This is a genomic window from Rhodanobacter humi, assembly GCF_041107455.1.
GTDB lineage: Bacteria > Pseudomonadota > Gammaproteobacteria > Xanthomonadales > Rhodanobacteraceae > Rhodanobacter_A.
The window spans coordinates 2,676,240-2,695,434 of record NZ_JBGBPY010000001.1; the positions used below are offsets into that span (position 1 = coordinate 2,676,240).

Consider the following 19,195-nt stretch of genomic DNA (forward strand, 5'->3'; position numbering starts at 1 on the left):
ACGCCGGCGATGAGCGACCTGCTTTCCCAGGACGAGATCGACGCGCTGCTCGACGGCGTGACCGACGGCGCGGTGGAAACCGGCGGCGACCAGCCGCTGGCGCCGGGCACGGCGATCTCCTACGACTTCACCCAGCAGGACCGCATCGTGCGCGGCCGCCTGCCCACGCTGGAAATGGTCAACGACCGCTTCGCGCGCTACTTCCGCACCGGCGTCTTCAGCGTGTTGCGCAAGACCTGCGAGGTCTCGGTACTGGGCGTGAAGATGCAGAAGTTCGCCGAGTACGTGCACGGCCTGGTGGTGCCCACCAACCTGAACCTGGTGCGGATCAAGCCGCTGCGCGGCACCGCGCTGGTGGTGTTCGAACCCCGCCTGGTGTTCACCGTGATCGACAACTTCTTCGGTGGCGACGGCCGCTACCACGCGCGCATCGAAGGCCGCGACTTCACCGCCACCGAGAACCGCGTGATCCAGATCCTGCTGGCCGAGCTGTTCACGGCGATGGTCGAGGCCTGGGCACCGGTGCTGGGTCTCTCGTTCGAGTACCAGACTTCGGAGATCAATCCGCAGTTCGCGAACATCGTCAGCCCCACCGAGACGGTGGTGGTGTCGCGCTTCCATGTCGAACTCGACGGCGGCGGCGGCGAGATCCACCTGGCCCTGCCGTACGCGATGGTCGAGCCGATCCGCACCCTGCTCGACGCCGGCGTGCAGAGCGACCGCGTCGACCGCGACGACCGCTGGGCCGAGCTGCTGCGCGACGAGGTGCTCGACGCCGAAGTGCCGCTCAGCTCGCAGCTGCTCGACATCGAGCTCACCCTCGGCGAGTTCCTGCACCTGCGCCCCGGCGACGTGCTGCCGATCCAGCTGCCCGAACTCGCCACCGTCTACGCCGAGGACGTGCCGCTGTTCCGCGGCCGCTACGGCCAGGCCAACGGCCGCAACGCCATCCGTTTCCACAACCAGGTCGGCCGGCGCGTGGTGCGCACCAGCGGCGACCTGGGCAACCGGGAAGAAATCGCATGAACCAGTCCACCGAAGCCCTGGCCGACGACGTCGGCGAGCGCGTCCAGTTCGATTCGCTGCGCGGCAGCGGTACGGGCGCGGGCGAAGTGAACCTCGACATGATCCTCGACGTGCCGGTGACCCTGGCGATGGAGGTCGGCCGCACGCGCATCAGCATCCGCAACCTGCTGCAGCTCAACCAGGGCTCGGTGGTGGAACTCGACCGCGCCGCCGGCGAACCGCTGGACGTGTTCGTCAACGGCACGCTGGTCGCGCATGGCGAGGTGGTGGTGATCAACGAGAAGTTCGGCATCCGCCTGACCGACGTGATCAGCCCCGCCGAGCGCGTGCGGAAGTTGAGGTAATCGGGCAGTGAACAGGGCAGCGGGAATGGGTCGCAGGTTTGTCGCGTTGGCGCCGGTGGCGCTGCCGGCGGCAGACGTCAATGTGGGCGGCGAACTGGTGCGGGTACTGCTCAGTCTCGTCGCGGTGGTGGCGCTGATTTTCGTGGCCGGATGGATGTCGCGGCGCATGCAAGCGCGCAGCCGGCCCGGCGGGCGGCGCATCCGCTGCGTGGAGACGATGGCGGTGGGTGCGCGCGACCGCGTGCTGCTGCTCGACGCCGACGGCAAGCGCCTGCTGGTGGGCATGGGCCCGGGCGGCATGCGTACCCTGCATGTCTACGAGGGCGCGGCGCCGGCCGAATCCGCGGCGCCGGCGCCGTTGCCGGCGGTGCCGAACATCGCGCAACTGCTGTCGCGCTGGAAGGCGAAGTCGTGATGATGCATCGCTCGCTCGCCGCGCGCTGCTGGATGGCGCTCGCCCTGCTGCTGTTGCCGCTGCTCGCGTCCGCCGCGCCGCAGGCCGCACCGGCCACGCCGACCCTGTCGATGCCGGCCAGCCCGCCGGGCCTGGGTGGTGCGGGCATTCCCGTGCTGACCGTGCACGATGCGCCGGGCGGCGCGAAGAACTGGACGCTGTCGCTGCAGATGCTGGCACTGCTCACGGTGCTGACCCTGCTGCCGGCGATCCTGCTGATGATGACCTCGTTCACCCGCATCATCATCGTGCTGGGTTTCCTGCGCCAGGCGCTGGGCACGCAGTCCACGCCGCCGAACCAGGTGCTGCTGGGGTTGGCGCTGTTCCTCACCTTGTTCGTGATGTCGCCGGTGCTGAACCGCGCCTACGCCGACGGCGTGAAGCCGTACATGGACGGCCAGCTGAGCGCCGAGCAGGCGCTGCCCGCGGCCACCGCGCCGTTCAAGCGCTTCATGCTCGACCAGACCCGCGAGGCGGACCTCGCGTTGTTCACCAAGCTCGCCGGCGAGCAGCCCTACGCGAGCAAGGCCGACGTGCCGTTCAAGGTGGCGATGCCGGCCTTCCTCACCTCGGAACTGAAGACCGCATTCCAGATGGGCTTCCTGCTGTTCATCCCGTTCCTCATCATCGACCTGGTGGTGGCCAGCGTGCTGATGTCGATGGGCATGATGATGGTCTCGCCAATGATCATCTCGCTGCCGTTCAAGATCATGTTGTTCGTGCTGGTGGACGGGTGGACGCTGCTGCTGGGGACCCTGGCCGGGAGCTTCTACACGTGAGCGCCGCATGTGACGCGCCACTGGCGTTCACTCCCTCTCCCCTTCGGGGAGAGGGTTGGAGTGAGGGGCGGGTGCTCGCGACCCCCTGCATCTTCCCTCTCCCGCTTGCGGGAGAGGGGTGGGGGAGAGGGGCCTTTGTTTGTGTGTCATCGCCAGCGACAAAGCAGTTTCGTGCGCCTGTCGGCGCCCGAGCTACTTCTCTTTTGCTTGTCCAAAAGAGAAGTAGCCAAGAGAAAACGACACCCCGATGGCGCGCCCTCCGGGCATCCTGCCCTGCGGGTGCGCGGGCGGGTTCCGGGGTTTTTCGACGGCACATCCATGTGCCGGCGAAAAACTGGCTCGCATCCCTGCGAGCCATCCTGACGGACTTTCCTCCACCCGCCCGCCGCGCCATAGGGGCCCCGGCAGAGCAGCGCGCTCCTGCGCGCAGAAGCCACAGCAAAAGCAAGGGCGTTGCAGTTCGCGGTGCTCTTGCTTCTGGCGCGCACGATGCGCGCCTGCTTTTCCGGGGCCCCTGGGCGGCGGTGAGGTGGGGACGAGGAGGCCGCGCAGCGGGCGTTGCCATGGACGGCAACGCCTTTTCGCGCGGGCAGGAGCCCGCTCGAAAAGCCCGGCCCCGCCTCACGGACTTGCCGGGCAGGACGCCCGGCAAGCGCCAACCGGGGTGGCCTTCTCTTTGGGTTACTTTTCTCTTGGCCACGCAAGAGAAAAGTGACTCGGGCGCCGCAGGCGCACGAAAGCTCCTGACCTTGAATGGAGCAAGAACGTCGCGCACAAGGTGCGCTCCTACAGGTGCGGGAGAACGCGAACTCTTCGTCGTTCGCCATGCGGGAGGCTGCCCATGACCCCCGAATCCATCATGGAAATCGGCCAACACGCCCTCTACGTGGCGATGCTGGTGGCCGCGCCGCTGCTGCTCACCGCGCTGGCGGTGGGCCTCTTGATCGGCGTGATCCAGGCGGCCACGCAGATCAACGAGATGACGCTGTCGTTCATCCCCAAGCTGATCGCGATGGCGCTGGTGGCGCTGATCGCGGGGCCGTGGATGCTGCGCCTGCTGGTGCACTACACCACGCAGCTGATCGAGAGCCTGCCGGGGGTGATCCGGTGATGACGCTGGACGTGGCCTGGCTGCTGCCGTGGCTGGATCGCTTCCTGTGGGCGCTGGCGCGGGTGAGCGGGCTGTGCCTGCTGGCGCCGGTGTTCGGCGCCTCGGTGATCCCGATGCGGGTGCGGCTGGGCGTGGTGGTGGTGCTCAGCCTGGTGCTGGCGCCGCTCGCGCACGCGGCGCCGCCCGATGTGCTCGGCGCGGCCGGCATGCTGGGGCTGGCGGGGCAGCTGGCGATCGGCGCGGCGACGGGCTTCGTGCTGAAGCTGGTGTTCGACGCGGTGCAGTTCGGCGGCGGCCTGGTGGGGCAGAGCATGAGCCTGGGTTTCGCCGAGGTGGTCGATCCGCAGGCCGGTGGCAGCGCGAACGTGCTGGGCCAGTTTTACCTGGTGCTGGTGACCTTGTTGTTCCTGGCGATGGACGGCCATCTGCGCCTGATCGCGCTGCTCGCCGACAGCTTCGGCAGCCTGCCGCCGGGCGGCCCCGCGCTCGACGCCAACGGACTGCACGCGGTGCTGGCCTTCGGCGTGCAGCTGTTCGGCGGCGCGGTGCGCGTGGCGCTGCCGGCGATGACTTCGCTGCTGGTGGTGAACATCGGCTTCGCGGCGATCAGCCGTGCGGCGCCGTCGATGAACCTGTTCGCGGTGGGCTTCCCGATCACCGTGTCGCTGGGTTTCATCGCGCTGTGGCTCTCCCTGCGCAGCCTGCCGGGCGCGTTCGACGCCTTGCAGGGCGATGCGTGGACCCTGATGCGTCATCTGCTCGGCGGCTGAGCGATGAGCGACGACAGCGACCAGGAAAAAACCGAACAGCCGACAGAAAAACGGCTCAAGGAGTCGCGCGAGAAAGGCGAGGTCCCGCGATCGCGCGACCTCAGCGGCGCGGCGGTGGTGCTGGCCGGCGTGGCGGCGCTGATGGCCGGCGGGCCGGCGTCGTTCGAGCACGCGCGGCGGATCTTCAGGTTTGGCCTGGGCTATTCGCGCGAGGCGCTGTTCTCCGACGCGCTGCCGGGGCGCGTGCTGCACGCGGCGCTGCGCGAGGCGCTGGCGCTGTTCGCGCCGGTGGCGCTGGCCACGCTGCTGGCCGCGTTCGCGGCGCCGCTGCTGCTGGGCGGGCTGAACTTCAGCGGCAAGGCGCTGGAGCCGAAGTTCGAGCGGCTGGACCCGATCAAGGGCCTGGGCCGCATCTTTGCGCTGCGGGGCCTCGTGGAACTGGGCAAGGCGCTCTTGAAGCTGCTGTTCATCGGTGCCGTGCTGGCGCTGCTGCTGCGCCACTGGCAGGGCGCGCTGCAGGCCACCGGGCGCGGCGCGGTGAGCGCGGGCATCGCGCAGGCGCTGGGCCTGCTGGGCCAGGCCGCACTGTGGTTCGGCAGCATCCTGGCGCTGATCGGCGGCCTCGACGCGCTGTACCAGAAGTACGACCACACCAGGAAGCTGCGCATGAGCCGGCAGGAGATCAAGGACGAGATGAAGGAGAGCGAGGGCAGCCCCGAGATGAAGGGCCGCATTCGCCAGGTGCAGATGGCGCAGGCGCGCCGCCGCATGATGGAGGAACTGCCCAAGGCCGACGTGGTGGTGGTCAACCCCACCCACTTCGCCGTCGCGCTGAAATACGACGATGGCCGCATGGGCGCGCCGCGGGTGATCGCCAAGGGCGTCGACGTGCTGGCCCAGCAGATCCGCCTGGTGGCGGGCAGCCATCGCATTCCGCTGGTCGAGGCGCCGCCGCTGGCACGCGCCTTGTATGCAAGCACGAAGCTTGGCCAGGAAATTCCCGCTGCGCTGTACGTGGCGGTGGCCCAGGTGCTCGTCTACGTCTACCAGCTGAAGCAGGCTGCGGCGCAGGGCGAGGCGCCGCCGGCCGTGCCGAACCCCGAGGTCGATCCCGACCTGATGGGTCCTTATCGCTGATCGAATACGAGTCAAATCCATGACGGGCACGCAGGTACTGGGCAATTTCAAGCAGCTGGCGCGACGGGGCGTCGGCGCGCCGGTGATGATGCTGGTGATGCTGGCGATGATGATGTTGCCGCTGCCGCCGTTCCTGCTCGACATGCTGTTCAGCTTCAACATCGCGTTGTCGCTGGTGATCCTGCTGGCGGTGGTCTACGTGATGCGCCCGCTGGAATTCGCCGCGTTTCCCACCGTGGTGCTGATGGCCACGTTGCTGCGCCTCGCGCTGAACATCGCCTCCACCCGCGTGGTGCTGCTGCACGGCCACGACGGCCCCGGCGCCGCCGGCAAGGTGATCGAGGCGTTCGGCGAGTTCGTGATCGGCGGCAACTTCGCGGTGGGCCTGGTGGTGTTCGCGATCATCACCATCATCAACTTCGTGGTGGTCACCAAGGGCGCCACCCGCGTGTCCGAGGTCACCGCGCGCTTCACCCTGGACGCGATGCCCGGCAAGCAGATGGCGATCGACGCCGACCTCAACGCCGGCCTGCTGACCCAGGAACAGGCCCGGGAACGGCGCCAGGAAGTGCGCGAGGAGGCGGACTTCTACGGCTCGATGGACGGCGCCTCGAAGTTCGTGCGCGGCGACGCCACCGCGGGCATCCTGATCCTCATCATCAACATCGTCGGCGGCTTCTTCGTCGGCGTGATGCAGCACGGCCTGTCGGCCGGCGAGGCGGCCAAGACCTATACCTTGCTGACCATCGGCGATGGCCTGGTCGCGCAGGTGCCGGCGCTGATGCTGTCGGTGGCCACCGCGATCATCGTCACCCGCGTCTCGCGCGCGCAGGACATGGGCCGCCAGCTCGCCGGCCAGGTGTTCGGCCAGCCGCGCGCGCTGGCGGTGGCGGCGGTGGTGCTGGGGGTGATGGGGCTGATCCCCGGCATGCCGAACCTCGCCTTCCTGCTGCTGGGTGGCGTGTGCGGCGGCGCGGCGTGGCTGCTGTTCAAGCGCCAGCGCGAGACGCGCGAGCAGCTCGCCGCCGACACCGCGGCGACGCCGGCGCCAGCAGCGCCGGCCGAGCGCGTGGAACTGGGCTGGGAGGACGTCACCACGGTCGACCCGCTGGGCCTGGAAGTGGGCTACCGGCTGATCCCGCTGGTGGACCAGCACCAGGGCGGCGAGCTGATGGGGCGGATCAAGTCGGTGCGCCGCAAGCTGTCGCAGGAGCTGGGCTTCCTGATCCCCGCGGTGCACATCCGCGACAACCTCGACCTCGGCCCCAACACCTACCGCATCATGCTGATGGGCGTGCCGATGGGCGAGGCCGAGGTGCACACCGAGCGCCTGCTCGCGATCAACCCCGGCCAGGTGCACGGCACGGTGCCGGGCATCGCCACCCAGGACCCGGCCTTCGGCCTGGAAGCGGTGTGGATCGAGCCGGGCCAGCGCGAGCTGGCGCAGGGCTACGGTTACACCGTGGTCGACCCGGCCACGGTGATCGCCACCCATCTCTCGCACATCCTGCAAGGCCACGCGCACGAACTGCTCAGCCACCAGGACGTGCAGCAACTGCTCGACCGCCTCGCGCAGGGCGCGCCGAAGCTGGTCGAGGACCTGGTGCCCAAGCGCCTCACCCTGGGCGTGGTGGTGAAGGTGCTGCAGAACCTGCTGGCCGAGCGTGTGCCGATCCGCAACATGCGCGGCATCGTCGAATCCTTGGCGGAGCACGCGGCGCAGAGTCAGGATCCCGGCGTCCTCACCTCCGCCGTGCGCGTGGCGCTGGGCCGGCAGATCGTGCAGGAGATTGCCGGGCTGGGCACCGAGGTCCCCGTCATCACGCTGGCGCCGGAGCTGGAGCAGATCCTGCTCGGCTCGATGTCCGGCGGCGTGGCGGGCGCCGCGGTGGAACCGGGCCTCGCCGACCGCCTGCAGCAGAGCGTGGCCGAGGCCGCGCGCCGCCAGGAAATGAGCGGCGAACCCGCGGTGCTGCTGGTCGCGCCGCTGCTGCGGCCGTGGCTCGCGCGCTTCACCCGGCACGTGGCACAAAACCTGCACGTGCTCGCCTACAACGAGGTGCCCGACAACCGTCGGGTGCGACTGGTGCAGGCCTTGGGGCGTTGAGGAGCAGGGACTTGGATATCGGCATGCGGAATTCGGAAAGGCGGTCGGCGCGGCGAATTTGCGGCGTCCTGGCTGATGACGGATCACCGAGCGCGACTTCCGGATTCCGCTCGCGGAGCAAGCACGCATGAAGATCAAACGTTTCGTGGCGCCCGACATGCGCCAGGCGATGCGCGAGGTGCGCGAGGAGCAGGGGCCGGATGCGGTGATCCTGTCCACGCGCCGGATGGACGACGGCATCGAGGTGATCGCCGCGATCGACTACGACGAGGCGCTGGTGCGCGAGGCCGCCCGGCACGGCGCGCCCGCCGCGCCGCCGCCGTCCGCACCGGAGGCGAAGGAAGCGAAGGCCGAGCCGGCGCCGCTTGCGGCTGCGGCGCAGGCGTCGCGCGCCGTCGCCCCCGCGAAGCCGTCGGTGCCGCCGCCACCCGCGCCGCGTCGCCTGCATACCGTCGCCGCGCCGGCCGCCGCGGTCGCGGCGGAACCACCGGCGATGCATCCGCTGATGGAGCGCGCCGCGCGCGACACCGCACAGTTGCGCAGCGAGCTGGGCGACCTGCGCGCGATGCTGGAGCTGCAGCTGTCCAGCCTCGCGTGGAACGACATGGAGCGGCGCCAGCCGCTGCGCGCGCGCATCCTGCGCGAGCTGACCCGGCTCGGCATCGAGGCCGACGTCGCGCGCACCCTGGTGGCCGAACTGCCGGAGCAGCTCAACGCCGACCAGGCGCGCTACCTGCCGCTGGGCATGCTCAGCCGCAGCCTCGCGGTGAGCGGCCGCCAGCTGTGCGACGACGACCGCGGCGTGGTCGCCCTGGTCGGCCCCACCGGCGTGGGCAAGACCACGACCATTGCGAAACTCGCTGCGAGAGCGGTGATGCGCCACGGCGCCGGGCGCGTGGCGCTGGTCAGTACCGACCATTACCGCATCGGCGCCGCCGCGCAGCTGGAGCACTACGGGCGCCTGCTCGGCGTGCAGGTCTATCCCGCCTACGACGCGCGCAGCCTGGGCAAGGTGCTGGAGATGCTGCAGGGCCGCCACACCGTGCTGATCGACACCGCCGGCATGGCCGGCAGCGACCCGCGGCTGGCGCAGCAGCTGGAGATCCTCGCCGACACCGGCGAGCTGCGCTCCTGCCTGGTGCTGGCGGCCAACGCGCAGACTTCCTCGCTGGAGGACGCGGTGCGCGCCTACCGCGCGCTGAAGCCGCATGCCTGCATCCTGACCAAACTGGACGAGGCGCCGAAGCTGGGCGGCGCGCTGTCGGTGCTGATCCGCAACCGCCTGCCGCTGGACTACGTCACCGACGGCCAGCGCGTGCCCGAGGACATCGCCACCGCCGACGCGCGCGTGCTGGTGTGCCGCGCCGCGCAGTCCCTCAAGAGTGAGCTTCCCGACGACGACCTGATGGCCGAGCGCTTCGGCCTCGCCGTGGCGCAGGCATGAACGGGGTGCTCGCGATGAACCAGGCGGCGGGACTGCGGCAGATGCTGGCGGCGATGGTCGGCCGCCCCGTCGCGGAGGCGGGCGCCGGCCACCAGGCCGACGGCTTGCTGTCCGCGGTGGCGGGCGCGCGCCGGCACTGCCAGACGATCGCGGTGGCCGGCGGCAAGGGCGGCGTGGGCAAGAGCACGCTGGCGGTGAACCTCGGCGTGGCGCTGGCCGGCGCCGGCCGCGAGGTGATGCTGCTGGATGCCGACACCGGGCTGGCGAACGTCGACGTGATGCTCGGCCTCGCGCCGTCGCGCCACATCGGCCACCTGCTCGACGGCGAATGCACGCTGCAGGAACTGCTGCTGCCCGCGGCCTGCGGCCTGCAGGTGGTGCCGGCCGGTTCCGGCGCGCGCCGGCTGGCGCAGCTGGGCAACAACGAACTGGCCGCGATCATCCGTGCCTTCGACGAGCTGGCGCGACCGCCCGAGTACCTGCTGGTGGATACCGCCGCGGGCCTGTCCGACAGCGTGACGATGTTCGCCGCCGCCGCCGCCGAGGTGATCCTGGTGGTGTGCGACGAGCCCGCCTCGCTGACCGACGCCTACGGCCTGGCCAAGGTGCTCAGCCGCGACTTCGGCGTGCGCCGCCTGCGCATGGTCGCCAGCATGGCGCGCAACGAGGGCGAGGCGCGGCAACTGCACCAGAAGCTGGCGCGGGTCAGCGACCGCTTCCTCGACGTGGCGATCGAATTCAGCGGCTGGGTGCCGCACGACGAGCGCCTGCGCCAGGCGATCCGGCGCCAGGCCGCGGTGGTCGAGCTGTGGCCGTCCAGCCCGTCGGCGCGGGCATTCAAGAAACTGGCCGGTGCGGTCGATAAGTGGATCGAGCCCGAGCATGCGGGTCTCGACCGTATCTCCTTCTTCGGTGGCCGGACGGCTCCGGCCGGGGGTATGCCGGGATGAACGCGGCTTCGGAATATCTGCAACTCTCCCGCGAGAGTGCCGACGAACTGGTACGTCGGCACGCGCCGCTGGTCCGGCGGATCGCCTATCACCTGATGGGGCGGTTGCCGGCCAGCGTCGACGTGGGCGACCTGATCCAGGCGGGAATGATCGGTTTGCTGGAGGCAGCGCGCCACTTTGCCCACGACAAGGGCGCCAGCTTCGAGACGTTTGCGGGCATCCGCATCCGTGGCGCGATGCTGGACGAATTGCGCCGCGCCGACTGGACGCCGCGCTCGGTGCACCGCAAGACCCGCGAAGTGGCCGAGACGATCCGCCAGATCGAGGCCGAGACCGGTGCCGTGGCGGACGACGCCGAAGTGATGCGCCGGCTCGGCATGAGCGCGGAGGAATACCACCAGGTGCTCGCCGACGCGACCTCCTCGCGCCTGCTCAGCCTCACCTCCTCGGACGACGGCGAGGACACCGGCGTGCTCGACGTGGCCGACGAGAACAGCCTCGGCCCGGACGAAGGCATCGAGCACCACGGCATGCGCGCGGCGCTGGTCGAGGCGATCGGCGCGCTGCCCGAGCGCGAGCAACTGGTGATGTCGCTGTACTACGAACAGGAATTGAACCTCAAGGAAATCGGTGCCGTGCTCGGCGTCAGCGAGTCGCGCGTGTGCCAGATCCACGGCCAGGCCGTGATCCGGCTGCGCGCGCAACTGGCCGGCTGGCGCGACTGAGTCCACGCCATCCCACCATCCCCGGGGCCACATGCGGCCCATTGCACCCGGAGCAGACGTTTGGACAAGAACATGAAAATCCTGGTGGTGGACGACTTCTCCACCATGCGGCGCATCGTCAGGAACCTGCTGGTCGAGCTGGGCTTCACCAACACGCTGATCCAGGAAGCCGACGACGGCGAGAACGCCATGATCATGCTGCGCAGCCAGCCGTTCGACCTGGTGGTGACCGACTGGAACATGCCGAACATGACCGGCATCGACCTGCTGCGCGCGATCCGCGCCGAGGCTGCGCTGAAGGGCTTGCCGGTGCTGATGGTCACCGCCGAGAACAACCGCGACCAGATCATCGCCGCCGCCCAGGCCGGCGTGAACGGCTACGTCGTCAAGCCGTTCACCGCGGTCACGCTCAGGGAAAAACTCACCAAGATCTTCGAACGGATCGCCGCCAGCGGAGCCAGCGCATGAATGCCGTCCTACCTCTCGCCGTCGACGACAGCCTGCCGCCCGAGCTGCGCGATCTGCTGAACAGCCCGGAAGGCCCCGCCTTCGAGCACGCGCTGGACACGATGGTGCGCCAGCGCGAGCAGCACCTGTTCCGCGCGCTGGGCCAGCTCGCCCGCGAACTGCACGACGCCGTGCGCCGCCTCGGCGGCGAGCTGGCGCAGGAAGGCGTGCCCGGCATCGTGGCCGACGCGCGCCAGCACCTGCAGGACGTACTGGAAATGAGCGCGAACGCCGCCAACCGCAGCATCGATTTCGCCGAGCGCCTGCGACCGCAGGCCGAGTCGCTGGCGCGCAACGCCTGGGACGTGCTGCAGCAGGCCGAGGGTGACGAACCCGCCGCCGCGCTGGCGCGCGAAGCCGCCACGTTCGCCGACAGCTGCCGCGCCGGTCTCGGCGACATGGTGGTGGCGCAGTCCTGGCAGGACCTCACCGGCCAGCGCATCAAGAAGGTCGCCAGCTTCATCGGCACGGTGGAATCCTCGCTGCTGGAGCTGGTGCGCCTCACCGGCGCGCTGGCCGGCGTCGAGGCGCCGGTCGACGTGGCCAAGGTGACCAGCCAGGAGGATGCCGACCGGCTGCTCAGCGAATTCGGGTTCTAGGTGAACGCGGATTTCGACAACGAGCTGCGCCAGGACTTCCTGGTCGAGGCCGGCGAACTCGTCGAGCGGCTGGGCGAGCAGCTGGTCGGGCTGGAAGCGGCGCCGGACGACGGCGAGCTGCTGAATGCCGTGTTCCGCGCCTTCCACACGGTCAAGGGCGGCGCGGGCTTCCTCGCGCTGGAACCGATGGTGCAGCTGTGCCACCACGCCGAGGACCTGCTCAACCTGGCCCGCAACGGCGCCGTGCGGCTCGACGCCAGCTACATGGACGCGCTGCTGCAGACGCTGGACCGGCTGGTCGAGATGATGGCCGCGCTCGGCGCCGGCACGTCGCTGGCGATGCCGCCCGCCGAACTGTTGCAGGCGCTGCTGCCGCGTGGCGGCAAGCCCGCCGCCGCACCTGCACCGGCGCCTGTACCTGCGCCGTCGCCCGAACCGGCGGGCGGCGCCATCGACGACAGCGAGTTCGAGGCGCTGCTCGACAGCCTGTACGGCACCGCCGCACCGGGCACGGTAGCGCCGACCGTCCTGCCGCCCGCGCCGGCACCGGACGCAACGATCGACGACGACGAATTCGAGGCGCTGCTGGACACGCTGCACGGCAAGGGCGGCCAGCCCGGGTTGCAAGCCACGAGCGGCCAGCCTGGCTTGCAAGACGCGGGCGGCCAGCCCGGTATCGCTGCCGCGCCAATCGCGGCACCCGTATCTGCGCCCGCTGTCGCGCCTGCGCCGTCGGCGCGTCATGCCGCGCCGGCCGCCGAGACCACGGTGCGCGTGGACACCGCGCGGCTGGACCTGCTGGTCAACCACGCCGGCGAACTGGTGCTGGCGCGCAACCGCCTGCTCAGCCTCGCCGCGCGTCACGGCAGCGAGACGCTGGCCGCCGCGGCCGGCGAGCTGGACCGCATCACCGACGAGTTGCAAGGCGCGGTGATGGGCATGCGCATGCAGCCGGTGGGCCGGCTGTTCCAGCGCTTCCCGCGCATCGTGCGCGACCTCGCCCGCCAGCTCGGCAAGGAAGTGGAACTGGTGCTGGAAGGCGAGGGCACCGATCTCGACCGCAGCCTGGTCGAGGCGCTCGCCGATCCGCTGATCCACCTGCTGCGCAACGCGCTCGACCACGGCGTGGAAGCGCCGGACCTGCGCGAGCAGGGCGGCAAGCCGCGCAAGGGCCGCGTGGTGCTGTCGGCCAGCCAGCGTGGCGAGCGCATCGTGATCACGGTGAGCGACGACGGCCGCGGCATGGCTCCGGAAATCCTGCGCCGCAAGGCGGTGGAGAAGGGCGTCATCGACGCGGCGCAGGCCGCGCGGCTGTCCGAGGCCGAGTGCTACGAACTGATCTTCCGCCCCGGCTTCAGCACTGCCGCCACGGTGTCGGATGTCTCCGGCCGCGGCGTCGGCATGGACGTGGTGAAGACCCGCATCACCGAGCTGGGTGGCACGCTGGCCGTGCATTCGCGCCTCGGCCACGGCAGCGAGCTGGAACTCGCCGTGCCGCTCACCCTGGCGGTGCTGCGCGTGCTGATGGTGCGTGTGGGTCAGCGTCTGTTGGCGCTGCCGCTGGGCAACGTGGAAGAAGTGTTCGAACTGGCCGCGGGCCAGGACTGCCTGCTCGACGGCCGCCTGGTCGCGCGTCACCGCGGCCGTGCGCTGCCGCTGGTCGACCTGGTCGACTGGGCCGGCGTGGCGGCCGAGCCGGTGCGCCACGTGGCGGTGCTGCACATCGGCCACCAGCGGCTGGGCTGCCTGGTGCACGAGGTGCTCGGCCGCGAGGACGTCATCGTCAAGCCGCTCGGCCACCTGTTCGCCGACGTGCCCGGCGTCGCCGGCGCCACCGTCACCGGCGACGGCCGGCTGGCGCTGGTGATGGAGCTGGCCGGTCTCGCCGACGGCGCCGCGCCGTCTCCCCTCCCCCTCGCGCAGACCGGCTAAGAGCCTGTTTATGATCCCCAAGCACCCCGCGTTGTCATCGAGTGGCCGCCAGGTGGTAGGGCGTGGCGCAGCGCCTGCCTGGCTGGCAGGCCAAGCCGCGCGCTGCCGCATGGCGGCCACTCGATGGCAACCCCGGCACCTATCAATTCCGGGGCCGGGCCTGTTTGCCCGCATGCCTGCGTCATCACTCAGTCGTGGACGGACGTCCACTCCTTCGTTCTTCCTTGGCCTGCGCGCAAACAGCTCCTGGCGCGGGGCGCTTGGGGATCGTAAACAGGCTCTAACATCATGGATCTGATCAGCATCATCGGCACGATCCTGGCCTTCGTGGTCATCATCGTCGGCACCATCCTCAAGGGCTCCACGGTCGACGCGCTGTGGAACCCCGCCGCGTTCGTGATCGTGTTCATCGGCACGCTGGCGGCATTGCTGGTGCAGAACCAGGGCAAGGTGCTCAAGCGCGCGCTGAAGATGATGGCGATGGTCTTCAAGCCACCGCAACACCGGCCGGACGACCTGATCAGCCGCATCGTGGGTTGGAGCGAGATCTCGCGCCGGCAGGGCCTGCTGGGCCTGGAGCCGCAGATCGAGTCCGAGTCCGACCCGTTCGTGAAGAAGGGTCTGCAGCTGCTGGTCGACGGCGGCGAGCCGGAGGCGATCCGCGGCGTGCTGGAGGTGGACCTGGAAACCCGCGAGGCCACCGACCTGGCCGGCGCCAAGGTGTACGAGAACGCCGGCATCTACTCGCCCACGCTGGGCATCATCGGCGCGGTGATGGGCCTGATGGCGGTGATGCAGAACCTCGCCGACCCGTCCAAGCTCGGCCACGGCATCGCGGCGGCCTTCGTCGCCACCATCTACGGCGTGGCGCTGGCGAACCTGTTCATGCTGCCGATGGCGGCGCGGCTGAAGGGCCTGATCAACAAGCAGACGCGGATGCGCGAGATCCTGATCGAGGGCCTGGTGTCGATCGCCCAGGGCGACAACCCGCGCCAGATCGAGTCGCGCCTGCAGGGTTACGTGGCATGAGGCGGCACAAGCACGAGGACCACGTGAACCACGAGGCGTGGGCGATTCCCTATGCCGACCTGATGACCCTGCTGCTGGCCTTCTTCGTGGTGATGTACGCGGTCTCGGTGGTCAACGAAGGCAAGTTCCGCGTGATGTCCGAATCGCTGATCGAGGCGTTCAACGGCTCCAGCCACGCGGTTGCGCCACTGCCGCCCACCCGGGTGCGGCCGCACAACGTCAACCCCGCGATCGCCACGCCGGCCGGGCAGGCGGGTTCCGCGGCGGTGCCGATCGCCGTGCCGATCCCGCCGCATCCGGTGGCGCTGCAGGGCGGCAACGGCCGTGACATCGCGCACCAGACCACGCCACCGGCCAACCTCAAGCGCATCGAGGCCGATGTGCGCAAGGCGCTGCAGGCGCTGATCGACCGCAAGCAGGTGGTGGTGCGCAACAACGGGCAGTGGCTGGAGATCGAGATCCGCACCGACATCCTGTTCCCCAGTGGCGTGGCGCAGCTGTCCGTGCCGGCGCAGGGCGTGCTGCACAATCTCGCCGCGGTGCTGGCGGGCTTCGCCAATCCGTTGCGGGTCGAAGGCTTCACCGACGACGTGCCGATCAACACCGCGCTGTATCCCTCGAACTGGGAACTCTCGGCGGCGCGTGCCGGCAGCGTGGCGCGGCTGTTCGTCAACAACGGCATCGTGCCGGACCGGCTCGGCATCATCGGCTGGGGCGAGATGCATCCGGTGGCCGACAACGACACCGTGGAAGGCCGCAACGAGAACCGCCGCGTGCTGGTGGTGGTGATGGGCGAAGGCTCGGCGCCGCAGCGCGAGCGCAGCACCATCGGCGAACTCGACCGGCAACCCGGCATCGCCGAAGCGACCGCGCCGGGCATGTTGCCCACCGTGCAGGTGATCGAGCCTTTGCAATCGGCAGCGGCGACGAAGGCTGCGCCGGCCGAAGCGCCGGCCGCCACGGCTCACGCGGAAGTGCCGGCCGCCACCATCCCCTCGGACAGCGCATCCGGTAGCGCGATCCAGGCCAGGGCTACGCCATGAACAGCCATGCTTCCGACCACGCCGGAGCGGATCGCCACTGGCTGTCGTTCCGCATCGGTGCGCAGCTGTACGCCGCGCGGCTGGCCGACGTCAGCGAGGTGATCCGCGAGGAGGAACTGACCCCGGTGCCCGGCGCCGCCGCCGACCTGCTCGGCGTGCGCCACCTGCGCGGGCGCATCGTGCCGGTGATGGACGGCCGCCGTCGGCTGGGCCTGCCGGCAGAGCCCGCCGCCGATCCGCTCGCGGTGCGCATCGTGATGCTGGCGCATGCCGGCCATTCGCTCGGCCTCAAGGTCGACGCGGTCGGCGAACTGATCGACCGCGACGGCCTGGAGATCGCACCGCCGCCACCGGGCCGTGCCAGCCGCGACGACGATCCGGTCAGCGGCGTGCTGCCCTGGCGGGACGGCTTCGTGGCCCTGCTCGACGCGCGCCGGCTGTACCGGCTGGAAGGAGACGACGATGTGGCTTGAACTGGGCGTACTCGCGCTGCTCCTGCTGGCCACCGGCCAGACCCTGCTGCTGCTGCGACTGTGGCGGCAGTCCCGTCGGCTGCATCAACGCGTCGATGCGTTGTGGCAGAACGCCGCCGGCACCAGTACCGACGTGCCCACCTCGATGCTGGTGACCGCGCTGGGCCGGCTCGAACGGCAACTCGGTCAGGTGGAACGGCCGGCAACGCTCGGGCGCTCGTGGGAGCTGGCCAAGCAACTCGCGCGCGAAGGCGCCGATGTCGAGCAATTGGTCGCCTGCTGCGGATTGTCGCGCGACGAGGCGACGCTGATCCTCGCGATGCGCGTGCCGGCTTTGTAAGAGCCGGTTCAAAGTTTCCTGGTGCCCGGGGCCGCCTAACGCTTGAGGTAACCGGCGCGAACCCACGTAGCGGGTTTGCGTCCGGTTGAGCGAAGGGTTAGGCGGTACCCGGGAGGCACTCAGGTCCGGCGATCCCTGGCACCCGCGAGCGCTGCACCTTCCTCGTGGCAATCTGGATTCGTGGCTGACTGGACCGAGTGGGCGAAGATGACGCCATGATCGGCCGCGTAAAGGCGGCCCACGAAAGTGCCATTGCCGAGGGACTTCGAAGTGGTTTCTAAAGAACCAGATAACAGCCAATGTTCACCCTCGCTGCGAAGCTTCGATTTGAACGTGAAGGTATTTCCGTACGGCGACTTGGAGACGAGTAGAAAGTCATCACCATCGACCGAGATAGTCCAAGTGAACGGCTCAAGCATTGACGGGAGACCGCAGCCCACGGCAGCCGGTGCCGACAGGGTGCCCTCGTAGGAGCCTGAAAGCCAAGTTGGCGGCTTAACCGCACCTGTGTTGGCACAGCCAACCAGTGAGACAAGCGCCGCCAACGCGACGAGAACCTGAGCGCCATTCATGGGCCCCTCCATTGTTGTGCGGCCTAACGCTGGAGTTAAGCGGCGGCGGAGCCGTCCGCTTGGACGAATTGTTAGCCGCTTGCCGAGTTCTCACGGCGATTGAACAGACGAACACGATCATGCTCAGCTTGAGCGAAGAAGAACCAAGCAAAATACACAAGTGCGAATGTGATAAGCATTGCAGCCGTTCTTGCCAAAAAACTGGGCACAGAAGATGTGACAGACAGCACGCCTACTATCAATGCAAAAACACCGAAGACGAACGCCGCTGCATAGTTATTTGCCATAAATACAATGGCAAAGAATTTTGCAATGCGTGGATAGGGCTCAGGCAGCTCCAGGGCCTTGCCAGCCCCTGACGCCGCTGCTTTTCCAAGCTGAGCGGCGAAGTTGGCTCCTTTTGCAAGAGCGGCGTACAGCTCCCTAAACTGTTTACTAAAGAGAATTTTTAGAATTGCCGAGAGAAGTAACAGTGCAACAAGCACCCAGAATAGTTTGAGTAGATAGCTCTTTACGGGATCCGGCGTGCTGTTGAGGAAGGCAAGCCAATCCTTAAGCTCCGTAACATTCATGACATCCCCCTTGAACGGCTAACGCTAGAGTTAAGCGGCGGCGAAGCCGTCCGCCTTGAACGAGTAAAAAGAGACTTCCTCCCCTTTCGGCCTCGAAGGCCATGATGGTGTTGCGACACAACCGTCAGCAGAAGAGGAAGTCTCCATGAGCACTATAACCCTGGGTGTGGACTTGGCGAAGAGCGTGTTTTCGGCGTGCGAGATGGACGGCGCCGGCCACGTGCGGCGGCGGCAGGATCTGCGTCGCGATGCGTTTATCGCGTGGCTGCCGCAGCTGCCGGCGGGCACGGTGGTGGCGATGGAGGCATGCAGCGGGGCACATCATTGGGCGCGGCGCTGCCAGGCGTACGGCTTGCAGCCGAAGATCATGGCCGCCCAGTTCGTCAAACCGTTCCGCAAGAGCTCGCGCAGCAAGAACGATCGCGCCGACGCCGAGGCGATTGCCACCGCGGCGCGCCAGGGCAACATGCGCTTCGTGCCGGTCAAGGACATCGACCAGCAGGTGCGCCTGTCGTGGCATCGGGTGCGCGAGGGCTACAAGGCCGAATCGCTCGCCATCGGCAATCGCATCCGTGGCCTGCTCGCCGAGTTCGGCGTGATCGTGGCGCAGAGCGATCGGGCGCTGCGTCGACGGTTGGCGGACCTGGATGCGCAGCTCGCACTGCCCGCCGAGTTCAAGGAGTTGCTGCGTGACCTGGCCGATCACTGGACGCAGGTGCGCCTGCACTTCGACGCGTGCGATGCCCGCATCGAAGCCCACGCGCGTCAGGACGCGCGGTGCGTGCAGTTGCGCGCCATGGTGGGCATCGGCCCGATCACCGCCGATGCGGCGGTGGCCACGGTGGGCAACGCCCGCGAGTTCAAACAGGGGCGGCAGATGTCTGCATGGCTCGGCTTGGTGCCCACGCAACATTCCAGCGGCGGGCATGCACAACTGGGTGGCATCAGCTGCCGCGGTGATGCGTACCTGCGCACGCTGCTGATCCAGGGTGCCCGCAGCAGCCTGCAGCGCGCCAAGGCCGTGGCCACGGAGAAGGCCACCCCGGAACAGCTGTGGATACGCTCACTCGATGGGCGCCTGCCCTTCGGCAAGGTGATCGTGGCCATCGCCAACAAGCACGCCCGGCAGATCTGGGCGGTACTGGCGCACGACGTGGACTACGACCCGCACGCGTGCCTGAACCACCCGATGCACCGGCAAAGCCACGCGATGCACGTGGCCTAGAAGAAGTTTCGCTCCATCGTCAGCGCGATACGGTAGACAACAGGTCAGACCACCCC

The 19,195-nt window shown here is 68.9% G+C and carries 21 protein-coding genes; 19 read left to right on the forward strand and 2 right to left on the reverse strand.

Going from position 1 to position 19,195, the window contains the following annotated elements:
• Positions 1 to 9: 9 nt before the first annotated feature.
• The 18 genes from fliM (at position 10) to AB7878_RS11795 (ending at position 16,770) form a co-directional block, all read left to right on the forward strand.
• On the forward strand, positions 10 to 1,026 hold the full coding sequence (gene fliM, locus AB7878_RS11710; RefSeq protein ID WP_369494539.1) for a flagellar motor switch protein FliM: 1,017 nt from the start codon (positions 10 to 12) through the stop codon (positions 1,024 to 1,026).
• Complete coding sequence (fliN, locus tag AB7878_RS11715; protein WP_369494540.1) at positions 1,023 to 1,370, forward strand: flagellar motor switch protein FliN; 348 nt, start codon at positions 1,023 to 1,025, stop codon at positions 1,368 to 1,370. Before fliM ends, fliN begins: the two co-directional genes overlap by 4 nt.
• 25 nt (positions 1,371 to 1,395) lie before the next feature.
• Positions 1,396 to 1,785, forward strand: a complete 390-nt coding sequence (gene fliO, locus AB7878_RS11720) for a flagellar biosynthetic protein FliO (RefSeq protein WP_369494541.1) — start codon at positions 1,396 to 1,398, stop codon at positions 1,783 to 1,785.
• On the forward strand, positions 1,785 to 2,603 hold the full coding sequence (gene fliP / locus AB7878_RS11725) for a flagellar type III secretion system pore protein FliP (protein ID WP_369494542.1): 819 nt from the start codon (positions 1,785 to 1,787) through the stop codon (positions 2,601 to 2,603). Before fliO ends, fliP begins: the two co-directional genes overlap by 1 nt.
• Before the next feature lie 841 nt (positions 2,604 to 3,444).
• The gene (gene fliQ, locus AB7878_RS11730; protein WP_077483974.1) at positions 3,445 to 3,714 is read left to right on the forward strand and encodes a flagellar biosynthesis protein FliQ; all 270 of its coding nucleotides are present in this window, start codon (positions 3,445 to 3,447) and stop codon (positions 3,712 to 3,714) included.
• Positions 3,711 to 4,484, forward strand: a complete 774-nt coding sequence (fliR, locus tag AB7878_RS11735; RefSeq protein WP_439653792.1) for a flagellar biosynthetic protein FliR — start codon at positions 3,711 to 3,713, stop codon at positions 4,482 to 4,484. Before fliQ ends, fliR begins: the two co-directional genes overlap by 4 nt.
• A gap of 3 nt (positions 4,485 to 4,487) precedes the next feature.
• Positions 4,488 to 5,621, forward strand: a complete 1,134-nt coding sequence (gene flhB, locus AB7878_RS11740; protein ID WP_369494544.1) for a flagellar biosynthesis protein FlhB — start codon at positions 4,488 to 4,490, stop codon at positions 5,619 to 5,621.
• A 19-nt stretch (positions 5,622 to 5,640) separates the two neighbouring features.
• On the forward strand, positions 5,641 to 7,728 hold the full coding sequence (flhA, locus tag AB7878_RS11745) for a flagellar biosynthesis protein FlhA (RefSeq protein WP_369494545.1): 2,088 nt from the start codon (positions 5,641 to 5,643) through the stop codon (positions 7,726 to 7,728).
• Between the two features lie 127 nt (positions 7,729 to 7,855).
• Positions 7,856 to 9,172 carry a flagellar biosynthesis GTPase FlhF gene (gene flhF / locus AB7878_RS11750; RefSeq protein WP_369494546.1) on the forward strand — a complete coding sequence of 439 codons (1,317 nt, stop codon included), beginning with the start codon at positions 7,856 to 7,858 and terminating at the stop codon, positions 9,170 to 9,172.
• Positions 9,173 to 9,186: 14 nt separating this feature from the next.
• Positions 9,187 to 10,122: a MinD/ParA family ATP-binding protein gene (locus AB7878_RS11755; RefSeq protein ID WP_369495759.1), complete on the forward strand. Its 936-nt coding sequence runs from the start codon at positions 9,187 to 9,189 to the stop codon at positions 10,120 to 10,122.
• Positions 10,119 to 10,847: an RNA polymerase sigma factor FliA gene (locus AB7878_RS11760; RefSeq protein ID WP_369494547.1), complete on the forward strand. Its 729-nt coding sequence runs from the start codon at positions 10,119 to 10,121 to the stop codon at positions 10,845 to 10,847. The genes AB7878_RS11755 and AB7878_RS11760 overlap by 4 nt, the downstream gene beginning before the upstream one ends.
• Before the next feature lie 60 nt (positions 10,848 to 10,907).
• Entirely contained in the window at positions 10,908 to 11,315 is a 408-nt protein-coding gene (cheY, locus tag AB7878_RS11765) for a chemotaxis response regulator CheY (RefSeq protein ID WP_077483980.1), read from the forward strand.
• Positions 11,312 to 11,953 carry a protein phosphatase CheZ gene (locus AB7878_RS11770; RefSeq protein WP_369494548.1) on the forward strand — a complete coding sequence of 214 codons (642 nt, stop codon included), beginning with the start codon at positions 11,312 to 11,314 and terminating at the stop codon, positions 11,951 to 11,953. Before cheY ends, AB7878_RS11770 begins: the two co-directional genes overlap by 4 nt.
• Complete coding sequence (locus AB7878_RS11775) at positions 11,954 to 13,885, forward strand: chemotaxis protein CheA (protein ID WP_369494549.1); 1,932 nt, start codon at positions 11,954 to 11,956, stop codon at positions 13,883 to 13,885.
• 288 nt (positions 13,886 to 14,173) lie between these two features.
• Complete coding sequence (locus AB7878_RS11780; protein WP_369494550.1) at positions 14,174 to 14,914, forward strand: flagellar motor protein; 741 nt, start codon at positions 14,174 to 14,176, stop codon at positions 14,912 to 14,914.
• On the forward strand, positions 14,911 to 15,957 hold the full coding sequence (gene motD / locus AB7878_RS11785) for a flagellar motor protein MotD (protein ID WP_369494551.1): 1,047 nt from the start codon (positions 14,911 to 14,913) through the stop codon (positions 15,955 to 15,957). Before AB7878_RS11780 ends, motD begins: the two co-directional genes overlap by 4 nt.
• Complete coding sequence (locus AB7878_RS11790; RefSeq protein ID WP_369494552.1) at positions 15,954 to 16,430, forward strand: chemotaxis protein CheW; 477 nt, start codon at positions 15,954 to 15,956, stop codon at positions 16,428 to 16,430. The genes motD and AB7878_RS11790 overlap by 4 nt, the downstream gene beginning before the upstream one ends.
• Positions 16,420 to 16,770, forward strand: a complete 351-nt coding sequence (locus AB7878_RS11795; RefSeq protein ID WP_369494553.1) for a DUF2802 domain-containing protein — start codon at positions 16,420 to 16,422, stop codon at positions 16,768 to 16,770. Before AB7878_RS11790 ends, AB7878_RS11795 begins: the two co-directional genes overlap by 11 nt.
• Positions 16,771 to 16,889: 119 nt before the next feature.
• Here AB7878_RS11795 and AB7878_RS11800 read toward each other — a convergent pair whose 3' ends face one another.
• Both AB7878_RS11800 and AB7878_RS11805 read right to left on the reverse strand, forming a co-directional pair.
• Positions 16,890 to 17,342: a hypothetical protein gene (locus tag AB7878_RS11800; RefSeq protein WP_369494554.1), complete on the reverse strand. Its 453-nt coding sequence runs from the start codon at positions 17,340 to 17,342 to the stop codon at positions 16,890 to 16,892.
• Between the two features lie 71 nt (positions 17,343 to 17,413).
• The gene (locus AB7878_RS11805) at positions 17,414 to 17,914 is read right to left on the reverse strand and encodes a hypothetical protein (protein WP_369494555.1); all 501 of its coding nucleotides are present in this window, start codon (positions 17,912 to 17,914) and stop codon (positions 17,414 to 17,416) included.
• Positions 17,915 to 18,059: 145 nt separating this feature from the next.
• Between AB7878_RS11805 and AB7878_RS11810 the strand changes: the two genes are divergently transcribed.
• A complete protein-coding gene (locus tag AB7878_RS11810) occupies positions 18,060 to 19,139 on the forward strand; it encodes an IS110 family RNA-guided transposase (protein ID WP_369494556.1) in 1,080 nt (359 codons plus the stop codon).
• The last annotated feature ends 56 nt before the right edge of the window (positions 19,140 to 19,195 follow it).

What these genes read in the sequence shown, in the direction of transcription:
- fliM (WP_369494539.1), top strand. Translation starts at nt 10, where the DNA reads ATGAGCGACCTGCTTTCCCAGGACGAGATCGACGCGCTGCTCGACGGC.
- fliN (WP_369494540.1), top strand. Translation starts at nt 1,023, where the DNA reads ATGAACCAGTCCACCGAAGCCCTGGCCGACGACGTCGGCGAGCGCGTC.
- fliO (WP_369494541.1), top strand. Translation starts at nt 1,396, where the DNA reads ATGGGTCGCAGGTTTGTCGCGTTGGCGCCGGTGGCGCTGCCGGCGGCA.
- fliP (WP_369494542.1), top strand. Translation starts at nt 1,785, where the DNA reads ATGATGCATCGCTCGCTCGCCGCGCGCTGCTGGATGGCGCTCGCCCTG.
- fliQ (WP_077483974.1), top strand. Translation starts at nt 3,445, where the DNA reads ATGACCCCCGAATCCATCATGGAAATCGGCCAACACGCCCTCTACGTG.
- flhB (WP_369494544.1), top strand. Translation starts at nt 4,488, where the DNA reads ATGAGCGACGACAGCGACCAGGAAAAAACCGAACAGCCGACAGAAAAA.
- flhA (WP_369494545.1), top strand. Translation starts at nt 5,641, where the DNA reads ATGACGGGCACGCAGGTACTGGGCAATTTCAAGCAGCTGGCGCGACGG.
- flhF (WP_369494546.1), top strand. Translation starts at nt 7,856, where the DNA reads ATGAAGATCAAACGTTTCGTGGCGCCCGACATGCGCCAGGCGATGCGC.
- AB7878_RS11755 (WP_369495759.1), top strand. Translation starts at nt 9,187, where the DNA reads ATGAACCAGGCGGCGGGACTGCGGCAGATGCTGGCGGCGATGGTCGGC.
- AB7878_RS11760 (WP_369494547.1), top strand. Translation starts at nt 10,119, where the DNA reads ATGAACGCGGCTTCGGAATATCTGCAACTCTCCCGCGAGAGTGCCGAC.
- AB7878_RS11770 (WP_369494548.1), top strand. Translation starts at nt 11,312, where the DNA reads ATGAATGCCGTCCTACCTCTCGCCGTCGACGACAGCCTGCCGCCCGAG.
- AB7878_RS11780 (WP_369494550.1), top strand. Translation starts at nt 14,174, where the DNA reads ATGGATCTGATCAGCATCATCGGCACGATCCTGGCCTTCGTGGTCATC.
- motD (WP_369494551.1), top strand. Translation starts at nt 14,911, where the DNA reads ATGAGGCGGCACAAGCACGAGGACCACGTGAACCACGAGGCGTGGGCG.
- AB7878_RS11790 (WP_369494552.1), top strand. Translation starts at nt 15,954, where the DNA reads ATGAACAGCCATGCTTCCGACCACGCCGGAGCGGATCGCCACTGGCTG.
- AB7878_RS11795 (WP_369494553.1), top strand. Translation starts at nt 16,420, where the DNA reads ATGTGGCTTGAACTGGGCGTACTCGCGCTGCTCCTGCTGGCCACCGGC.
- AB7878_RS11800 (WP_369494554.1), bottom strand. Translation starts at nt 17,342, where the DNA reads ATGAATGGCGCTCAGGTTCTCGTCGCGTTGGCGGCGCTTGTCTCACTG.
- AB7878_RS11805 (WP_369494555.1), bottom strand. Translation starts at nt 17,914, where the DNA reads ATGAATGTTACGGAGCTTAAGGATTGGCTTGCCTTCCTCAACAGCACG.
- AB7878_RS11810 (WP_369494556.1), top strand. Translation starts at nt 18,060, where the DNA reads ATGAGCACTATAACCCTGGGTGTGGACTTGGCGAAGAGCGTGTTTTCG.